An 18,454-nucleotide genomic window follows, 5' to 3' on the forward strand; every position below is an offset into this window, starting at 1 on the left:
GTTTATGGTCTACGTCGCGCCAGCCTACCGCTGGTGGCGTTCCAGTCGACCGGCAGGGGTAAATCAATGGGTGCGATGAATGGCAAATCTCGGTTCTACGGTGCGTTGGTGAGTGGATTGCTGGCGACGACGATGCTGCCCGCGGCAGCACAGGACGCGCCGCGGGACCTGACGGCCGACGACTACGCACGCGCGGAAGCGTTCCTGGGCTACAACACCACGCCGCTGCTCGACCACGCGGTCAACACGGTGGTGTGGCAGGACGACGACCACTTCTGGTTCCGCGACCACGACGCCGACGGCGACCATTTCTGGCGGGTCGAGGCCGCCACCGGTAAGGCCACGTCCGCATTCGATCGCGACCTCCTGGCGGCCGCGCTGACCGATGCGGGCGCCGAGGATGTGGACGTCACCAAACTGGCCATTGCCGACGTCCAGATCGCCGCCGATGGTCGCCTCGACATCAGCTTGCGCAATAAACAGCACTATCTTTGCGACCTGCAAGCCGCCCCGGCCTGCGTGGCGGCGCGCGGTACCGATACCCGCAAGCCAGGCAGCGAGGCGGCCGGCACGCCCGGCAATGAGCCGGTGGTCGAGTCGCCCGATGGCAAGCGGGCTGCGTTCATCCGCGACTGGAACCTGTGGGTGCGCGACATCGACACCGGCGTCGAGACCCAATTGACCACCGATGGCGTGACCGATTACGGCTACGCCACCGACAACGCCGGCTGGACCCACAGCGACCGCGCGATCCTGGTGTGGTCGCCGGACTCGAGCAAGATCGCGACCTTCCAGCAGGACCAGCGCAGGACCAGCGAGATGGTGCTGGTCGGCACCAACGTCGGCGCGCCGAAGGTCGAGCGCTGGAAGTACCCGTTCGCCGGCGACGAGCACGTCACCATGATCGAGCGGGTGATCATCGACGTGGGCGCGACCGCTTCAGGCACACCCACCGTCACCCGCCTGCAGATGCCACCTGACCAGCACCGCTCGACCCTGTGCGATGACGTCAGCTGCGACGGCGGCTGGGAAGACGTGCAGTGGGCGCCGGACGGCAAGACGCTCGCCTTTGCCTCCACCTCACGCGACCACAAGGACACCTGGCTGCGCGTCGCCGATGCCACCACCGGCTCTGTGCGCGAGGTCTACCACGAGCACGCACCGACCTATTTCGAGAGCGGCAACGGCAAGGTCAATTGGCACTACTTGCCCAGCGCCGACCCGGACACCAACGAGTTCATCTGGTTCTCCGAGCGCGCCAACTGGGGCGACCTGTATCTCCACGATCTCGCCACCGGCAAGCTCAAGCACCCGATCACCACCGGAGAAGGCAACGTCACCCAGGTACTCAGGGTCGATCCCGAAACCCGCACCATCTGGTTCCGCGGCGTCGGCATGGAAGATGGCCGCAACCCGTATTACCAGCACTTCTACAAGGTCGGATTCGACGGTGGCGAGCCGGTACTGCTGACCCCCGAAGACGCCAACCACACCGTGACCCTGTCGCCTGACGGCAGCTACTTTGCCGATTCGTACTCGACCCCGACCGCGCCTCCGGTGACGCTGCTGCGCCGCGCCGACGACGGCAGCACCATCGCCGAGATCGCCCGTGCCGACGACAGCCGCCTGCGCGCCATCGGCTGGGTGCCGCCGACCCCGGTCACGGTCACCGCCCGCGACGGCAAGACCACCCTGTACGGGCTGATGTTCACTCCGACCGACCTCGACGAGTCGCGCAAGTACCCGGTAGTGAACTACATCTACCCCGGCCCGCAGACCGGCTCGGTGCGTGGCCGCAGCTTCAGCGCCGCGCGCAGCGACCACCAGGCGCTGGCGGAACTGGGCTTCATCGTGATCGCCATCGACGGCATGGGCACGCCGTGGCGTTCCAAGTCGTTCCACGATGCCTTCGACGGCGACATCGGCGACAACACCCTGCCCGACCAGGTTGCCGGCCTGCGCGAACTCGCCGCGCGCCACCCGTGGATCGACCTCGACCGCGTCGGTGTCTGGGGTCATTCCGGCGGTGGCTACGCGACCGTGGATGCGATGCTGACCTACCCGGACTTCTACAAGGTCGGCATCTCCGAGAGTGGCAACCACGACAACCGCAGCTACGAGGACGACTGGGCCGAGAAGTGGCAGGGGCTGGAGGTGGCCAACAAGGATGGCAGCAGCAATTACGACGCCCAGGCCAACCAGAACCGCGCCGCCAACCTGCAGGGCAAGCTGCTGCTCGCGCACGGGATGATGGACGACAACGTGCCGCCACAGAACACGCTGCTGGTGGTGGACGCGTTGATCAAGGCGAACAAGGACTTCGACCTGCTGCTGTTCCCCAACGCCCGCCACAGCTTCGGCGCGGACACCAACTACATGACCCGCCGGCGCTGGGACTACTTCGTCCAGCACCTGATGGGCGCGACGCCGCCGGTGCAGTACCAGATGCAAGCCGCCAACCCGTGACCTGACGCCATTCCCTTGACCATCACCTCCCCTCTTCGCCGCGAGTGGTTCGGCAATATCCGTGGCGATGTGCTCGCCGGTCTGGTCGTCGCACTGGCGCTGATCCCGGAGGCGATCGCGTTCTCGATTATCGCCGGGGTCGATCCCAAGGTCGGCCTGTACGCCTCGTTCTCCATCGCCGTGGTGATCGCCTTCACCGGTGGCCGGCCGGGCATGATTTCCGCCGCCACCGGGGCGATGGCGCTGGTCATGGTCACCCTGGTCAAGGAGCACGGGCTGCAATACCTGCTCGCCGCGACCGTTTTGACCGGCGTGCTGCAGATGGCCGCCGGGGCGTTCAAGCTCGGCAGCCTGATGCGGTTTGTGTCGCGATCGGTGGTCACCGGTTTCGTCAACGCGCTGGCGATCCTGATCTTCATGGCCCAGTTGCCCGAGCTGACCGGCGTGCCATGGACGGTGTACGCGATGACCGCCGCCGGGCTGGCGATCATCTACCTGTTCCCGTACCTGACCCGTGCGATTCCGTCGCCGCTGGTCGCGATCGTGGTGCTGACCGTCGTCGCGGTCGTGCTGAAACTGGACATCCGCACCGTCGGCGACATGGGCGAGCTGCCCGACAGCCTGCCGATCTTCCTGTTGCCGGACGTGCCGCTCAACCTGGAAACGCTGTGGATCATCCTGCCGGTCTCGGCCACCTTGGCGGTCGTCGGCCTGCTGGAGTCGCTGCTGACCGCGCAGATCGTCGACGAGCTGACCGACACCCCCAGCGACAAGAACCGCGAATGCGTGGGCCAGGGCGTGGCCAACGTCGCCACCGGATTCATCGGCGGGATGGCCGGCTGCGCGATGATCGGCCAGTCGGTGATCAACGTGAAATCCGGTGGCCGCGGTCGCCTGTCGACGCTGGTCGCCGGTTCGGTGTTGCTGATGATGGTGGTGTTTGCCGGGCCGTGGGTGAAACAGATCCCGATGGCGGTGCTGGTGGCGGTGATGATCATGGTCTCCATCGGCACCTTCAGCTGGTCGTCGATCAAGAACCTGCGCCATTACCCGACCACGTCCAGCATCGTCATGCTCGGCACGGTGGTGGTCACGGTGTTCACCCACGACCTGGCGCGCGGGGTGCTGACCGGCGTGCTGCTGTCGGCGCTGTTCTTCGCCCGCAAGGTCGGCCGCGTGCTGCACGTGGCATCGGTCGCCAATGACGATGGCGACGCGCGCAGCTACGTCGTGACCGGCCAGGTGTTCTTCGCCTCGGCCAGCGCATTCACCGCCGGCTTCGATTTCCGCGAGGTGTTGCAGCGGGTCAGCATCGACGTCTCCAACGCGCGCTTCTGGGACCTCAGTGCCGTCGGCGCGCTGGACAAGGTGGTGATGCGTTTCCGCCGCGAGGGGACTACGGTGGAGGTCATCGGCCTGGACCAGGCCAGCGCCACCCTGGTCGACCGGCTGGGCGTGCATGACAAGCCCGATGCCGAGCGCCTGATGGGCGGCCACTGAGGAGAACGCCGTGATGAGCCAGGCCCCCACGTTTGCCGAACGCCGCGTGCTCGCCGCGATTGACGTGTCCGGTTATGCCGCCAGCGTCGCCGCGCACGCCGGCTGGGCGGCGTCCCGGCTCGGAGCGCCGCTGGAACTGATGCACGCGATCGATCGCGAGGCCGCGCCGGTCACCATCGACCTCGCCGGCAACCTGTACCTGGGCACCCAGGAAGACCTGCTGGAAGAGATGACGCTGCTGGACGAGCAGCGCGGCAAACTCGCCCAGCAGCGCGGGCGGGTGATGCTGGAGCAGGCCCGCGGGATCGCCGAAACGCACGGCGCCGCGGCGACCGTCCGTCAACGCCATGGCCCACTGGCGGACACCCTGCTTGAGCTGGAGGACGAGATCCGGCTGTTCGTACTGGGCAAGCGCGGCGAGAACGCCGACTTCGCGCGCGGCCATCTTGGCAGCCACCTGGAGCGTGTCATCCGCGCCGTGAGCCGGCCGGTTCTGGTGGCCCCGCGCGCCTGGCGGCCGATCCAGCGATTCATGATCGCGTACGACGGCAGCGCCACCACCCGCCGTTGCGTCGAACTGGTGTCCGCCAGCCCCCTGCTGCGCGGACTGCCGTGTGACGTACTGACCGTCGGCGATGCCGCCGAGGTACAGGGCGAACCGATGCAGTGGGCGCAGGCACAACTGCAAACCGCCGGCTTTTCACCGCAGATGCTCGCGCTGCCCGGCGCACCCGAGAACGTGATTGCCGAACAGGTCGCCACGCAGTCCATCGACCTGCTGGTGATGGGCGCCTACGGCCACTCCCGCATCCGCAACCTCATCGTCGGCAGCACCACCACCCAGGTAGTGCGCAACTGCCAGATCGCGGTGCTGCTGTTGCGTTGAGCGGTGAGTGTGTTCACCCGCGATGGCGGTGGTGTATTACGCCTTCGGCTAATACACCCTACGTTCCGGCACACCCTACGTTCCGGGCCCGCGGATCTAGGGCGCAATAAGCGAAGCGCATTGCGCCGCCCTGACCCCCACACACCTCCGGATCAACGCAATCGCCCGTGACCCAACACCTCCCGATTGCTTCCGGGCTCGTCATGACCGGCGAGTGCCGCAACGTACTCCGGCGAACTCGACAGGTTGTTGTGATCCGCTTCGGCAATCCTGACCACCGTCGCCACGCCCGCAGGAAATGCATCGGCCAGACGCTGCGAGCTCTCATTGGGGAGGATCCGGTCATGGCCCGCAATGATGATCGTGGTTGGCATCTGCAGGTGGCTGACATACCGCCAGGATTCATATTTATCCTGCAGCAGAAGTCGTGTCGGAAACCATTTGAAGCGTTCGGCCGCCAGCTCCAGCAGGCTGTTGTAAGGGGTGACCAGGACCAGCCGCTCGATGGATCTTGACGCGGCAACCTGGACCGCGATTCCGCTTCCCAGGCTGCGTCCGATAATGGAGACCCGTGGATGCTGTTTGGCCACCTGATCAAACAAGACCATCGCATCCGAGACCAGCGCGTGTTCCGCCGGAGTTCCCGTGCTTCCTCCATAGCTGCGGTAATGCATCGCATAGATGGCGACATCCGGGAACGCCTGGCTCAATAGCCCGATCGTTTGGGATACATCTTCCGCGTTGCCACCGAAATACAGTGCGGCCCGGTCGCTGTCGATGCCGTTGGTGGATACCAGAACCTGCGCATCGGCCCGGTGCAGGGTGATCGTGGGCGTGTCGACGCTGCGGTTGGTGGGGTAGTAGATGTAGGAGCGCTGGGACAGGTAGAGCAGCCCGCAGATGGCCAAGTAGATCAAGCCGATCAGTACCGCGCCAGTCGCCAATGTTTTTGAAACTTGACTCATGGGAACCTGATGTCGCTCGTACTTGCCCCGCGGGCCTGCCTGTTCCGCTCAGGAATAGGGATGGGCGCGATGACTGATGTAGAGGGCACTGCCCTGTAGGTCGAAGATCAAGTTGAAGTGCCTCAGGACGTCCATCCCCATGACGCTCATTTTCTGCGTTCCAACAGAGCCGGCGAAGAATCCGACCGGAACGTCCTGAAGCGAAGTGGTGCCAAGGGCAAGCACGGGCAAGGTTCCTTTGTGGACTTCAATGTTGTTCCCGAAAGAGTCTTTCAGGCTGCTGGTTTCCGTAACATCTATTTTCTCCTTCAGGCCCGTTCTCGCGGAAAATTCATCGTCGAGAAGAAGGCCCCCGGAATAGCCGGAGTGGACCAGAAACCGGTGCTTGTATGGCTGTCCCGCGAGGGTCAGCTCGGCTTCGACAAACAGGAGGTCGCCATTCGATGTGTCCAGATCCAGCCGATGCCACTGCTGTGCTTTTGCGGGCAAACTGTCATGGGTGAGGATGATGTTTCGGGCAAAGTCGATTTCAATCATGCGGCCCTGAAAAAAATCCAATCCGAACTTGCCGTCGGTGGCGACGCCGGAATTCTTGTCTTCCCAAATGGTGATGTCGTCGCGATGGAACGATCCGATCGTGATGTCGTTGCCCACGCTTACCCGGGAATCGGATTCGCCACCCCAGCTTTTAACGGAATGGGTGTCTGTAAAGACAATCCCGGACGAAGCGGCGACTGCTTCTTCCGTCAATGTGACATCGGAGCTCGCCGTGTGGAGCATCAGGTTGACTGAGTCGGCGCCATTCAAGGCTGCCCTGACAACGATGTTGTTGTGTTCGTTGGCCGTGAACGGAATGATGGTGCTGCCGGCATTGGCGTAGCCAGAGATGACCGTTACAAGTACCAGGAAGGCGGTGCTGGATCGAATGGAATTACGCATGCTCCGATACTCCCATGCCGCCAGCGTCGGCGCGAGCGTGGCGACGTCGTAGCAACGCGTGTCGGCAGGTACGCGGTGCGCGGCGCCCGGTAGAATGACCCGATGGATGTTTCCCACCTGCTTGACGCGCTCAACCCGGCGCAGCGCGAGGCTGTCAGCGCGCCGCCCGGTCACTATCTGGTATTGGCCGGCGCCGGCTCGGGCAAGACCCGCGTACTGACCCACCGCATCGCCTGGCTCAACGAGGTCTTCGGGGTGCCGACCCACGGCATCCTGGCGGTGACGTTTACCAACAAGGCGGCGGCCGAGATGCGCCACCGGGTCGATGCGCAGTTGCGCAACGGCGCGCGCGGGATGTGGATCGGCACGTTCCACGGTCTGGCGCACCGGCTGTTGAGGCTGCACTGGCAGGAGGCGAAGCTGCCGGAGGCCTTTCAGGTGCTCGACTCGGACGATCAGCTGCGGCTGGTCAAGCGCGTGGTGCAGGGGTTGGAGCTGGACGACACCCGGTTCCCGCCGCGCCAGATCGCGTGGTGGATCAACGCGCAGAAGGACGAAGGACGTCGGCCGCAGCATCTACAACCCGAGCCGGGTGACCAGTGGACCGACGTCATGCGCCGTTGCTACGAGGCGTACCAGGAGCGTTGCGAGCGCGCCGGGCTGGTCGATTTCGCCGAGCTGTTGCTGCGTGCGCACGAGCTGTTGCGCGACAACCCGGCGTTGCTGGCGCATTACCGCCACCGTTTCCGCGAGATCCTGGTCGACGAGTTCCAGGACACCAACGCGATCCAGTACGGCTTCATCCGCCTGCTCGCCGGCGACAGCGGCAAGGTGTTCGCGGTCGGCGACGACGACCAGTCGATCTACGGGTGGCGCGGCGCGAAAGTCGAGAACATGCAGAAGTTCCTCAAGGACTTCGGCGCGAGCGGCGTGGGCGCGCAGACGATCCGGCTGGAGCAGAACTACCGCTCCAGCGCGAATATCCTGGACGCGGCCAACGCGGTGATCGCGCACAACCCGGACCGCCTCGGCAAGCAGCTGTGGACCGATAGCGACAGCGGCGAGCCGATCGACCTGTACCAGGCCTACAACGAGATCGACGAGGCGCGCTTCGTGGTCGAACGCCTGCGCCAGTGGGTGCGCGACGGCGGCAGCCACGGCGATGTCGCGATCCTGTATCGCAGCAACGCGCAGTCGCGCGCGTTCGAGGAAACCCTGCTCGGCGAGCAGGTGCCGTACCGCGTCTACGGTGGCCAGCGCTTCTTCGAGCGCGCCGAGATCAAGGACACGCTCGCTTACCTGCGGCTGGTCGCCAACCGCAACGACGACGCCGCGTTTGAGCGCGCGGTCAACACGCCCACGCGCGGCATCGGCGAGCGCACGCTGGATGAAGTGCGTCGCCGCGCGCGGGCCGACGGTGCGCCGTTGTGGGTCGCCGCACGCTGGCTGACCACCGAGACCCTGCTGGCCGCGCGTGCGCGCAATGCGCTGGCGGGCTTCATCGCGATGATCGACGGTCTGGATACCGACATCGTCGAGATGCCGTTGCAGGAGAAGATCGACCACGTGCTCGAACGCTCCGGGCTACGCGAGCATTACGCGCGCGAGTCGAAGGGCTCGCTGGATTCGCGCACCGACAACCTCGACGAGCTGGTCTCGGTCGCCGCGCGTTTTGTCCGCAACGACGAGGACGACGTGGCGGCGATGCCGGAGCTGGTTGCGTTCCTCAGTTACGCCTCGCTGGAGGCCGGCGAAGGCCAGGCCCAGGCCGGCGAGGACGGCGTGCAGTTGATGACCCTGCACAGCGCGAAAGGGCTGGAGTTCCCGCTGGTGTTCCTGGCTGGATTGGAAGAGGGCCTGTTCCCGAACAACAAGTCGATCGAGGAAGCCGGCCGACTGGAGGAGGAGCGCCGTCTCGCGTATGTCGGCATCACCCGCGCCCGCGAGAAACTGGTGCTCAGCTACGCCGAGGCGCGGCGCATCCACGGCCAGGAAATGTACGGGGTGCCATCACGTTTCCTGCGCGAGATCCCCGCCGCATTGCTGCACGAGGTGCGCCCGAAGCTGCAGGTCTCACGGCCGATGTTCAACAGTGCGCCGCGCCGGGACTACGGCCACGCCGCGATGGAGACGCCTGCATTGCCATTGGGCGCGAACGTGCGTCACGCCAAGTTCGGTACCGGCGTGGTCACCGACTTCGAAGGCGGCGGTGCGCACGCCCGGGTGCAGGTGAACTTTGATGATGTCGGCAGCAAGTGGCTGGTGCTGGCGTACGCGAACCTGCAGCCGGGTTGAGCGCTTGCAACTCGTTTGCGGCGACGCGAGCGATGATTGCCATCGGGGACAGGGGACGGGAACAGCGGACAGACATGGAGCTTTTGGCGCGTGAGCGCGAGGGGGTCTTGTGCCAGGTAGTTTTCAACTGGCAGGGGCAATGGTCGGGCGCCAGGACATCGACAGATGCCCGCCGTGATCGGCGCCTTCGGTGAAGCCAAGGCGCCGGTACAAGCGCTTGGCACCGGCGTTGTCGCAGCGCACGTGCAGATGCACGCCACACCCGCGCTCGCTGGCCTCGCGCTGGGTATGCGCGATCAGTGCGCCGCCGACGCCTTGCCGTCGCGTGCCCGCGCACAGGCTGATATCAACGACGACATAGTCCGGCGCTCCGCGGAACAGGTAGTAGCGTCCAACCGGTTCGCCGTGCTGTTCGACCAGCAGGAAATCGGCGCCGTGGTAATGGTCGAGGTAGTGCGCGTGTTGCAGCGCGAACTGGCTGTCGGCAAATACCTGCACCGCCGAGGGCGGCCATTGCAGCGGCGCCAGTTCTTCGGCGCGCAGGGACTGGTACAGCTGCCGCAGGAACGGCAGGTCGGCATCGCGCGCCGGGCGGAGCGCGATGCCGCGTTGGTGCAGCACGCTCGGTACGGTCGGTTCGATGCCGGCCGCTCCGCTCGGGAACGGTGGCGGCCGGCTCACCAGCGACGCATCAGTCGAACTGGGGGAATGCGCCCTCCAACGCGATGCAGAAACTCACCGCGAGGTAGGGCTGCCGGTTTTCGTGCGGCTGGCCGCCGCCGCTCGGGCTGATCAAGTCCGGCGCAAATCCCACTGCCGGACCGGTCTCGGCAAACGGCGCGCTGGCCGTGGGGTTGGATAGCGCGCTGCCGCTGGACGGGCCGCTGGTGCGCTTGCTCGTGTCGGCTTGCGTATACGCGGTGAGGCCATGCTGATGCGCCGGCATCTCGCTTGACGTCAGCGTCACCGACGGCGCGCCGAATGTCTCGCCCGCGACGCGATGGGACAGGCCGGGCGCCTGGCCCTGGTTGCAGGCCCCGCGGCCGGTCAGGTTGGGCAGGGCGAACGTGGTCTGGCCGTCACCCCCGTAGGTGGTGCCAATCAGCGCGAACAGCGAGCTGTTCTGCTGGATGCGCAGCAGCGCACCGTTGCATTGCGCCCAGCCGGGTGGCACGAAGTTGAAGCCAAAGACCTGAATCTCGCCAACGAATGGTTGGGTCATGGAAAATCCCCTGATTGATGGACCGCGACATGCGCGGTGTGCGCCTTCACGGCGCTTGAGCCGAAGTGGGTCAGTTTTGCGACGGGAATATGCCTGCCCACGCAATGCAGTACTGCACGGTCAGCGTTGGCATCAGGTTGTCGTGTGGCTGGCTGCCGCCGGTCGACGTGACCGAAGCCGCCGCCATCGCCAGTGGCGTCGCTCCGCTGAGGTCGGACACGTACATGGTGTCGGGACTGATTCCGCCCAGGCAAAGCGTCGCTGCCGGCATGGTCGCGCTTGCGGCCGTACCGGTGGCGCCGAGCAGGTGCGTGTGCGCAGGCAACTGGCTGGCTACCAGAGTGACGCTCTCACTGCCACCGGACTCGCCGATGACCCGCGGCGTGAGGCCGGGTCCCCTGCCGTTGTGCAGCGGCACCCGGCCGCGCAGGTCGGGCAGCCCGAACGTGCTCTGGCCATCGCCGCCGTAGGTGGTGCCGAGCAAGGCGAACAGGACCTCGCTCTCGGCGATCGACTGCAGGCTGCCGTCGCAGGAAAACCAGCCGCTGGGGACGCGGGAGAAGCTGAACAGCCGGATCTCTCCGACGAAAGGTGTGCTCATGGTCCGTACTCCATTGTGGACGTGTGGCGCGGGGCCTGGATGGCCGGGACGCGTCAGCTGCGCGAGGGGAAGATGCCCTGCAGCGCGATGCAGAAATTGATCACCTGGTACGGCTGCATGTTCTGATGCGGCTGGCTGTTACCGGCCCCGGCCAGGCTGCCACCAGCCAGTGGCACCCGGGCGGCGCTTGCGGGCGCATACAACGCGCTCGAGTTGGCTCCATAGAGGTTTTCGAGCGGAAAGCGCGAGGTGCCGGCGGCACTGGTGCCCTGCAACTGGTGGCTGTGCGAAGGCAGATTGGTGGGGATCAGGGTGACCGATTCCACGCCGCCCGCCTCGCCGATCGGATGTGGCGCCGGTTGCCACGACGGGTCCGCCGATGGCAAGGCACCCACGGGCACCCGTCCCTGCAGGTTGGGCAGCGCAAAGGTGGTCCGCCCATCGCCGCCGTACTGCGTGCCAAGCAAGGAAAACAACGCGGTGTTCTGGCTGATCGGCATCAGCTGTCCATTGCACAGGGCAAAACCGCGCGGCGCGAAATTGAACGCCGTGGTCATGATCTGCCCGAGAAAGACTTCACTCATCTCCATCCCCCTGGTTGATACGGTCCGTCATGGGCCGTCGGCGCACTTTCCCCTTCAGGTTTGTAAATGGCAACAGGGAATTTGCGTCGAAGCGGTATTGACAGTCGATCATAAACCTGAAATCAGCACTATAAACCGTGACCCGTTCCTGTTTTAATGGCCCGAATTGGGGAGCAGCCGGCCGAGTGCCGATGTCTGCGCAATGGAATCTCGACAACACCGATGCGTTCGGTGGCGGGTCCGTCGATCGACGTCACCCGTACTCAGGGGAACAACTCATGCAGCAGCAGGCAGCGCAGTACGCCGGCACGTCGACGATTTCGCGCGCCCGCAGATCACCATGGATGGTGACATCACGGTGGCTGGGCAGCTTGGGTCGCTGGAAGCGTTGGCTGGCAGTGTTGTGCCTGGCCTTCGGCATGGCCGGGCCTGCCTGGGCCACCTGCACCTCGCCGGAGGTCCAGTCGATCGCCTCCGGAGCCAGCGCCACCTTCGGCTGCAACGACTCGGTTGGTTTCGATCACACGCCCGTCGTGGCCCCCAGTCACGGCTCGCTGGCGTTTGGAGGAGTCCCCACCAACGTTTACGCGGTCATCTATACCAACGACGGCGGCGGCGATCTGTCCGACACGTTCGTGCTCTACGACTATGAACTCTCGGCCCAGGTCACCTTCAACGTCACGATCGGACCCGCCACCAGCCCGATAACCATCAGTCCGGCAAGCCTGCCGGCCCCGGCGGTCGGGGTCGCCTACAGCCAACCCCTGAGCGCCTCCGGCGGCACCGCGCCCTACACCTACTCGCTGGGGTCGGGGACGATTCCGCCGGGAATCTCGGTGTCGTCGACGGGAGTGATTTCCGGCACCAGCACGGCCTCCGGCCCGCACACGTTCACCGTCAACGTGTCCGATTCGACAACGCCCACGCCGATTACGACGAGCAAGAGCTACTCGGTCACCATCGCCGCCCCGGTGCTCGACCTGACCCCGGATGCGCCGGACGCCGGCGTCGTCGGCGTGGCGTACAACCTGCAGTTCGCCAGCTCCGGCGGCACCGCCCCCTACACCTATCAGGTCGAGGGCGGCCTGGGCACCTTGCCGCCCGGCCTGAGCCTGTCGTCCTCCGGCCTGGTCAGCGGCACGCCGACCGCCGCGGGCACCTATACGTTCTCGCTGCGCCACGACGACAGCACCAGCAGCTCCACCGGCGGCGACCATTTCCGCGCGCAGATGGTCTCGATCACGATCGACAACGCCTCACCCCCGGATGCACCGACCATCGGCACCGCCACCGCCGGAGATGCCCAGGCAAGCATCACCTTCACCGCGCCAGCCGATGACGGCGGCTCCGCGATCACCGGCTATACCGTCACTTCAAGTCCCGGCAGCATCACGGCCAACGGCCCGGCCAGCCCGATCACCGTGACCGGCCTGACCAACGGCACCGCCTATACCTTCGCTGTCACCGCCACCAACAATGCCGGTACCGGTGCCGCGTCGGCGCCCTCCAACAGCGTCACGCCGATGGCACCCATCCCGGTACCTGAGGTGACGTCGATTGCCCCCGACACCGGCAGCACTGCCGGCGGCACGACGGTGACGATCACCGGCAGCGACTTCGCCGGCGCCACGGCGGTCCGCTTCGGCGCGGCCAATGCGATCGGCTTCACCGTCGCCAGCGCAACCTCGATCATCGCCACCGCGCCTTCGGGCAGCGCCGGCAGCGTGGATGTCACGGTCACCACCGCCGGCGGCACCAGCGCCACAGGCGCGCAGTCCGAGTTCACCTATATCGGAGCCCCGGTGGCCAACCCGGTCAGCGCCACCGTCGCCCATGGCAGCGGCGCCAATCCGATCACCCTGAACATCACCGGCGGCACGCCCACTTCAGTGGCCATCGGCACCGCCGCGAGCCACGGCACTGCGGTCGCCAGCGGTACCACGATCACCTACCAACCCGATGCTGGCTACGTCGGCCCGGACAGCTTCACCTACACAGCCACAAATGCGAGCGGCACTTCGGCCCCGGGCACCGTCAGCATCACCGTGAGTGATCCAACGCTGGGGCTGACACCCGCCAGTGGCACGCTGCCACTGACGTATGCCGCCCCCGATTCGCAGACGTTCACCGCCAGTGGCGGCACCAGTCCCTACAGCTACGTGCTGAACGGAACCCTGCCCGAAGGCCTCAGCTTCAATACCCTTACGGGTGTGCTCGCGGGCGCGGCGACCCAGACCGGCAGCTATCCTGTCGTGGTCACGGCCACCGACGACAGCACCGGCAGCGGCGCCCCGTTCTCGATCACGCAGAGCTACACCGTGGAGGTTGCCGCGCCCAGCATCGTGCTGACGCCTGCATCGCTGCCCGCCGGTTCGGCCGGCACCGCTTATCCGGCCACCAGCTTTAGTGCCAGTGGTGGGGTGGCGGCGTACAGCTACGCCGTCACGGTCGGCGCCCTGCCGGCGGGCCTGGCGCTATCCTCGGCGGGGCAGTTGTCCGGTGTGCCGACAGCGGCGGGCAGCTTCTCGTTCACTGTCACGGTCACCGATGCCTACGGCCAGATCGGCGCCCGGGCCTATGTCCTTGGCATCGACGTGCCCACGCTCACCCTGAGCCCGGCCACGCTGGCGAACGCCACCGCCGAGACCGCTTACAGCCAGACGCTGACCACCAGCGGCGGCGTGGCGCCTTACAGCTACGCCATTACCAGCGGCGCCTTGCCGGCCGGCCTGAGTCTCGATGTCAGTACTGGCCTGATCGCCGGCACGCCGACTGTCAGCGGCAGCTTCAGTGTTGGCGTCAGGGTCACCGACGCGAGCACCGGCGCCGGTGCGCCGGCATCCGTCATGAGGACGTATTCCCTGGCTGTCGCGGCGCCAGTCATCTCGATCACTCCGGCCAGCCTGCCGGCCGCCCAACAGGCTGCGGCCTACAGCCAGGCGCTCACCGCCAGCGGTGGCGATGGCAGCTACAGCTTCACGGTGACCGCCGGCGCGCTACCGGCGGGCCTGAGCCTGGCAGGCAATGGCTTGCTGGCCGGCACGCCGAGCGTATCGGGTAGCTTCGGCTTCACGGTAACCGCCAGCGACGGCCTGAACTTCACCGGCACGCAGGGTTACACGCTGGCGGTCGCCATCGCCGCGCCGGTGGCCGTGGACGACAGCGCCAGCACGTCCGCCAACCAGCCGGTCACCATCGCGGTGACCGGCAACGACGGCGGACCGATCGCCAGCATCGCCTTCGCCAGCGCACCGGCCCACGGCACCGCGACGGTGAACGGGCTCGACGTGGTCTACACCCCGGCCACCAGCTTTTTCGGCAGCGACACGTTGACCTACACCGCCACCGGAGCAGGCGGCACCTCCGCGCCGGCGACCGTCACCATCACGGTGACGCCGCTGGCCGTGCCCACGGCCGTGGCGCACACCGCGACCACGCTGGCCGGTACGGCGGTGACGATCCATGCCACCGAAGGGGCGACCGGCGGTCCGTTCACCGCCGTGACCCTGGCCAGCGCGCCGGCCCGCGGCACCGCCATCGTTTCCGGGGAGGACATCGTCTATACCCCGACCATCGATGCCGCAGGTCCGATCAGCTTCACCTACACGCTGAGCAATGCGTTCGGCGCGTCGCCGCCGGCCACGGTCACGGTGCAGGTCCACCCGGTGCCACAGGTCGTGGCGCAGACGGTAGACGCCATCGCCGGCACCATGGTGCAGGTGGAGCTCACCAGGCAGGCAACAGGCGGCCCGTTCACCGGCGCCGAACTGCTCTCGATCTCGCCGACCTCGGCCGGCACCGGCGCCATCGTGAAGGGCGCCGATGGCTATCGACTCGATTTCGCCGCCGCCGCGACGTATGTGGGCGCGGCACGGGTCAGCTTCACGCTCAGCAATGCCTATGCGACCTCGTCAGTGGGCATCGTCACGGTGAACGTGACTGCGCGGCCGGATCCCTCGAAGGACGCCGAGGTGCTCGGCGTGCTGGGCGCGCAGGTCCAGGCCGCCCGCCGTTTCGCCACCGGCCAGATCGGCAACTTCCAGCAGCGACTGGAACATCTACACAGCAGTCGTGGCGGCGCCGCCGGTTTTGACAGCGGTTTGTCGGTGGCAATCGACCAGCCGTGTGGCGATCGCGACTGGCAGGGCGTTGGCAGCGTTTGCCCACGTCCGCTTGGCGACGAGCAGGCACCGGTGCGGAATCCGAAGGCCGTGGGTGCTTCGCCCAACGCGACATCCCGCTTGTTCGGGATATGGACCAGCGGCGCGATGCGATTCGGCGACTACGATCCGCGACGCGGCGCCAGCGGCTTCGAGTTCGAGACCAGCGGCGTCAGCCTCGGTGCCGACTACCACCTCGCCCCGGACTTCGCGCTGGGCGGCGGCCTCGGCTATGGCCGCGATGTCAGCGACATCGGCGAGCACGACAGCCGCAGCGAGGCCGATGCCTGGAGCGCCGTGGTTTACGCCAGCTATCACCCCGGCGACCACTTCTATCTGGACGGCTTGATCGGCCACCAATGGTTGTCGTTCCAACTGCGCCGCCATGTCACCGCCAATGGTGCCCAGGTGCGCGGCGACCGCGATGGCCAGCAATGGTTCGCATCGCTGGCTGCCGGCTATCAGTGGCAACGCGCGCAATGGGGCGTCACGCCCTATGCGCGCCTGGACGTGGCACAGGCGACGCTGGATGACTACGTCGAGCATGGCGATCCGGTGTACGCGCTGGCCTTTGCCGAGCAGGACATCGACACCACCACCACCGGCCTCGGCGTGCGCGTGGATTACCTGCACGAACGGGAGTGGGGCACATTCGCCCCGCAATTGCGGCTGGAATACCAGCATGACATCGAGGCCGACAGCCTGGCGGCGATACGCTACGCCGACTTGCCGATGGGGCCGATCTACCGCGCCGGCATCGACGGCTTCGATCGCGACCGGCTGGTGATCGGGCTCGGTGCGGGGTGGAGCACGGTGAACAACTTTGGCTTGAGGCTGGAGTACCGCAGCATGCTCGGTAACAGCGGCGCCGATGACCAGGCGGTGACGCTGCAGGTCGAGAAGAAATACTGACGGCGACTACTTCGGATGCCACTTGTCGTCGTCGCCTTTTTCATATTTTTGTTTGACTGCGGACGGGGATGACGACACCGGATCGCTCAAGTCCCCGGGCGCTGCGCCGGCCGGGGCTCGGAGACCTCGCGGCCACCCTGGGCGCGGCCGGCCATCTCTGCGCCGGCATCGCGGGCCAGGCGCGTCATCATCCATACCGAGCTGGCGGAGATCAGCCCGACGGTGAGGAAGGCGAAGCCGAAGTTGATCGCCGCGTCCATCGGCTGCCCGGTGGCGGCGCTGGACACCGCCAGTGCATAGCCACCGATGGTGACGCCGATCGCCAGCGAGACCTGCTGGGCCATGGCGGCGAAACTGCTGGCCGGTGCCATGCGGGCGGAGTCGACGTCGGCATAGATGATCGCGTTGAGGCTGGTGAACTGCAGTGAGCGGAAGCACCCGCCGATCAGCAACACGCTGATCACCAGCGGGTAGGGCGTATCGGCGCGGAACAGGCCGAAGCCGCACAGCAGGAACGAGGCGATCAGCGCGTTCACCACCAGCACTCGCCGGAACCCGAACCACTTGATGATCCGTGGCGCCATCGACTTCATGAACATCGAGCCGACCGCGGACACGAAGGTCAGCAATCCGGATTGAAGCGGGTTCAGGCCGAAGCTGAGCTGGAACATCAGCGGCAGCAGGAACGGCATCGCACCGACACCGATCCTGAAGATCGACCCGCCCAGCACGCCGATGCGGAATGTCGGCAACCGCAGCAAGTCCAACTGGATCAACGGGTGCGGGTGCTTGCGGGCGTGGAATACATACAGAGTCAGCGCGATCAGCCCGACCAGCAGGCAGCCCAGCGCGGTTGACAGGTTGACCAGGTGCCGGCCCAGGATGGAAAAGCCGAAGATCGTCAGCGCCAGCCCGCTCGACGAGAGCGCAAAGCCCAACCAGTCCAGCGGGCGCACCGGTTGTTTCAACATCGGGATGTGACGCCAGGCCATGTAGATGCCGAGCAGGCCGATCGGCAGGTTGATCAGGAAGATGAAGCGCCAGTGGCCGTACGTTGTGATCAGCCCGCCCAGCGGAGGGCCAAGCATCGGCCCAAGGAGCGCAGGGATGGTCAGCCAGCTCAGTGCCTGCAGCAGCCGGTCCTTGGGGATTGAACGCAACAGCACCAACCGTCCTACCGGCACCATCATCGCGCCGCCGGCGCCTTGCAGGAACCGCGCGGCCACCAACTGGCCCAATGAGCCGGCGATGGCGCAGGCAAGCGAGCCGAGCAGGAACACCCCGATGGCGACCATGAAAGTAGGCCGCGCGCCAAAACGGTCCGCGATCCAGCCGCTGATGGGGATGAACACCGCCAGTGCCAGCATGTAGGTGGTCAACGCCAGCCGCAGGCTCACCGCCTCCACCCCCAGGTCCGCCGCAATCATCGGCAGCGAGGTGGTGATCGCGGTGGAGTCCATGTTCTCGATGAACAGCGCGGTCGCGACAATCAGCGGCAGCAGGCGTTCACGTCTCATGCTGGATCTGTCAATGCAGTCCGGTTATCGCGTTGGGAGAGCAGCCTGGACAAGGGGTCATCTGAACGCGCTCAGTCCCATTCAAACAACTCCCAGTACACCGGCGACACCGGCGAACCGTCGTCGGGCTTGCCATCGTCGTTCTCGTCCCGCAGGTAATAGGTCGGGCCGCGCGCGGGTGTGACCTTGATCACCTTGAGCTGGCCGGCCACCCGGTATTCCTCGATTACGTCGCCGTTGGTCTCCACCCGTTGGGTAACGACCGGGTTCTCCAGCATCGCGGTGGGGTCGTCGTTGATGGCGGTAGTGGCGCAGGCGGCTGGGAGCAACAACAGCGCGAGAAGCAGCGGCGACAGGATTTTCATCGGAGGTGCCTCTTGGCTGGGAGCCCACAGGGTACCTGCCGG

Annotated in this window: 13 protein-coding genes; 5 read left to right on the plus strand and 8 right to left on the minus strand. The window is 66.2% G+C overall.

Annotated features, from left to right (window positions below; genetic code table 11):
- Nucleotides 1–66 precede the first annotated feature (66 nt).
- From ACW7G1_RS01515 to ACW7G1_RS01525, 3 genes are read left to right on the plus strand one after another with little or no spacing between them, the layout of a single operon-like run.
- Nucleotides 67–2,466 carry a DPP IV N-terminal domain-containing protein gene (locus ACW7G1_RS01515; RefSeq protein WP_456978006.1) on the plus strand — a complete coding sequence of 800 codons (2,400 nt, stop codon included), beginning with the start codon at nt 67–69 and terminating at the stop codon, nt 2,464–2,466.
- Between the two features lie 15 nt (nt 2,467–2,481).
- The gene (locus ACW7G1_RS01520) at nt 2,482–3,966 is read left to right on the plus strand and encodes a SulP family inorganic anion transporter (RefSeq protein ID WP_456978007.1); all 1,485 of its coding nucleotides are present in this window, start codon (nt 2,482–2,484) and stop codon (nt 3,964–3,966) included.
- Between the two features lie 13 nt (nt 3,967–3,979).
- Nucleotides 3,980–4,852 (plus strand): universal stress protein, encoded by an 873-nt coding sequence (locus ACW7G1_RS01525; protein WP_456978008.1) that lies wholly within the window; start codon nt 3,980–3,982, stop codon nt 4,850–4,852.
- A gap of 152 nt (nt 4,853–5,004) precedes the next feature.
- Here ACW7G1_RS01525 and ACW7G1_RS01530 read toward each other — a convergent pair whose 3' ends face one another.
- Together ACW7G1_RS01530 and ACW7G1_RS01535 are read right to left on the minus strand one after the other, a co-directional pair.
- A complete protein-coding gene (locus ACW7G1_RS01530; protein ID WP_456978009.1) occupies nt 5,005–5,817 on the minus strand; it encodes an alpha/beta hydrolase in 813 nt (270 codons plus the stop codon).
- Nucleotides 5,818–5,865: 48 nt separating this feature from the next.
- On the minus strand, nt 5,866–6,873 hold the full coding sequence (locus tag ACW7G1_RS01535) for a hypothetical protein (RefSeq protein WP_456978010.1): 1,008 nt from the start codon (nt 6,871–6,873) through the stop codon (nt 5,866–5,868).
- Between ACW7G1_RS01535 and uvrD the strand changes: the two genes are divergently transcribed.
- A complete protein-coding gene (gene uvrD / locus ACW7G1_RS01540) occupies nt 6,859–9,051 on the plus strand; it encodes a DNA helicase II (protein WP_456978011.1) in 2,193 nt (730 codons plus the stop codon). The genes ACW7G1_RS01535 and uvrD overlap by 15 nt on opposite strands.
- Before the next feature lie 123 nt (nt 9,052–9,174).
- On the opposite strand, the gene ACW7G1_RS01545 is transcribed toward uvrD, so the two are convergent.
- The 4 genes from ACW7G1_RS01545 to ACW7G1_RS01560 all read right to left on the minus strand — a co-directional run bounded on the left by ACW7G1_RS01545 (nt 9,175) and on the right by ACW7G1_RS01560 (nt 11,458).
- The gene (locus ACW7G1_RS01545; RefSeq protein WP_456978012.1) at nt 9,175–9,732 is read right to left on the minus strand and encodes an N-acetyltransferase family protein; all 558 of its coding nucleotides are present in this window, start codon (nt 9,730–9,732) and stop codon (nt 9,175–9,177) included.
- A gap of 10 nt (nt 9,733–9,742) precedes the next feature.
- On the minus strand, nt 9,743–10,273 hold the full coding sequence (locus tag ACW7G1_RS01550) for a phage tail protein (protein WP_456978013.1): 531 nt from the start codon (nt 10,271–10,273) through the stop codon (nt 9,743–9,745).
- Nucleotides 10,274–10,343: 70 nt separating this feature from the next.
- Nucleotides 10,344–10,874, minus strand: coding sequence for a phage tail protein (locus ACW7G1_RS01555; RefSeq protein ID WP_456978014.1), 531 nt, complete (start codon nt 10,872–10,874; stop codon nt 10,344–10,346).
- A 53-nt stretch (nt 10,875–10,927) separates the two neighbouring features.
- The gene (locus ACW7G1_RS01560) at nt 10,928–11,458 is read right to left on the minus strand and encodes a phage tail protein (protein WP_456978015.1); all 531 of its coding nucleotides are present in this window, start codon (nt 11,456–11,458) and stop codon (nt 10,928–10,930) included.
- A gap of 278 nt (nt 11,459–11,736) precedes the next feature.
- On the opposite strand from ACW7G1_RS01560, the gene ACW7G1_RS01565 reads away from it, so the two are divergent.
- The gene (locus tag ACW7G1_RS01565; RefSeq protein ID WP_456978016.1) at nt 11,737–16,530 is read left to right on the plus strand and encodes a putative Ig domain-containing protein; all 4,794 of its coding nucleotides are present in this window, start codon (nt 11,737–11,739) and stop codon (nt 16,528–16,530) included.
- Nucleotides 16,531–16,616: 86 nt separating this feature from the next.
- Here the strand turns inward: ACW7G1_RS01565 and ACW7G1_RS01570 are convergent, their stop codons facing one another.
- Both ACW7G1_RS01570 and ACW7G1_RS01575 read right to left on the minus strand, forming a co-directional pair.
- Nucleotides 16,617–18,047, minus strand: a complete 1,431-nt coding sequence (locus tag ACW7G1_RS01570; protein WP_456978017.1) for an MFS transporter — start codon at nt 18,045–18,047, stop codon at nt 16,617–16,619.
- Nucleotides 18,048–18,118: 71 nt separating this feature from the next.
- The gene (locus ACW7G1_RS01575; RefSeq protein ID WP_456978018.1) at nt 18,119–18,412 is read right to left on the minus strand and encodes a DUF2782 domain-containing protein; all 294 of its coding nucleotides are present in this window, start codon (nt 18,410–18,412) and stop codon (nt 18,119–18,121) included.
- Nucleotides 18,413–18,454 lie beyond the last annotated feature (42 nt).

The organism is Lysobacter sp. A378 (genome assembly GCF_054052125.1).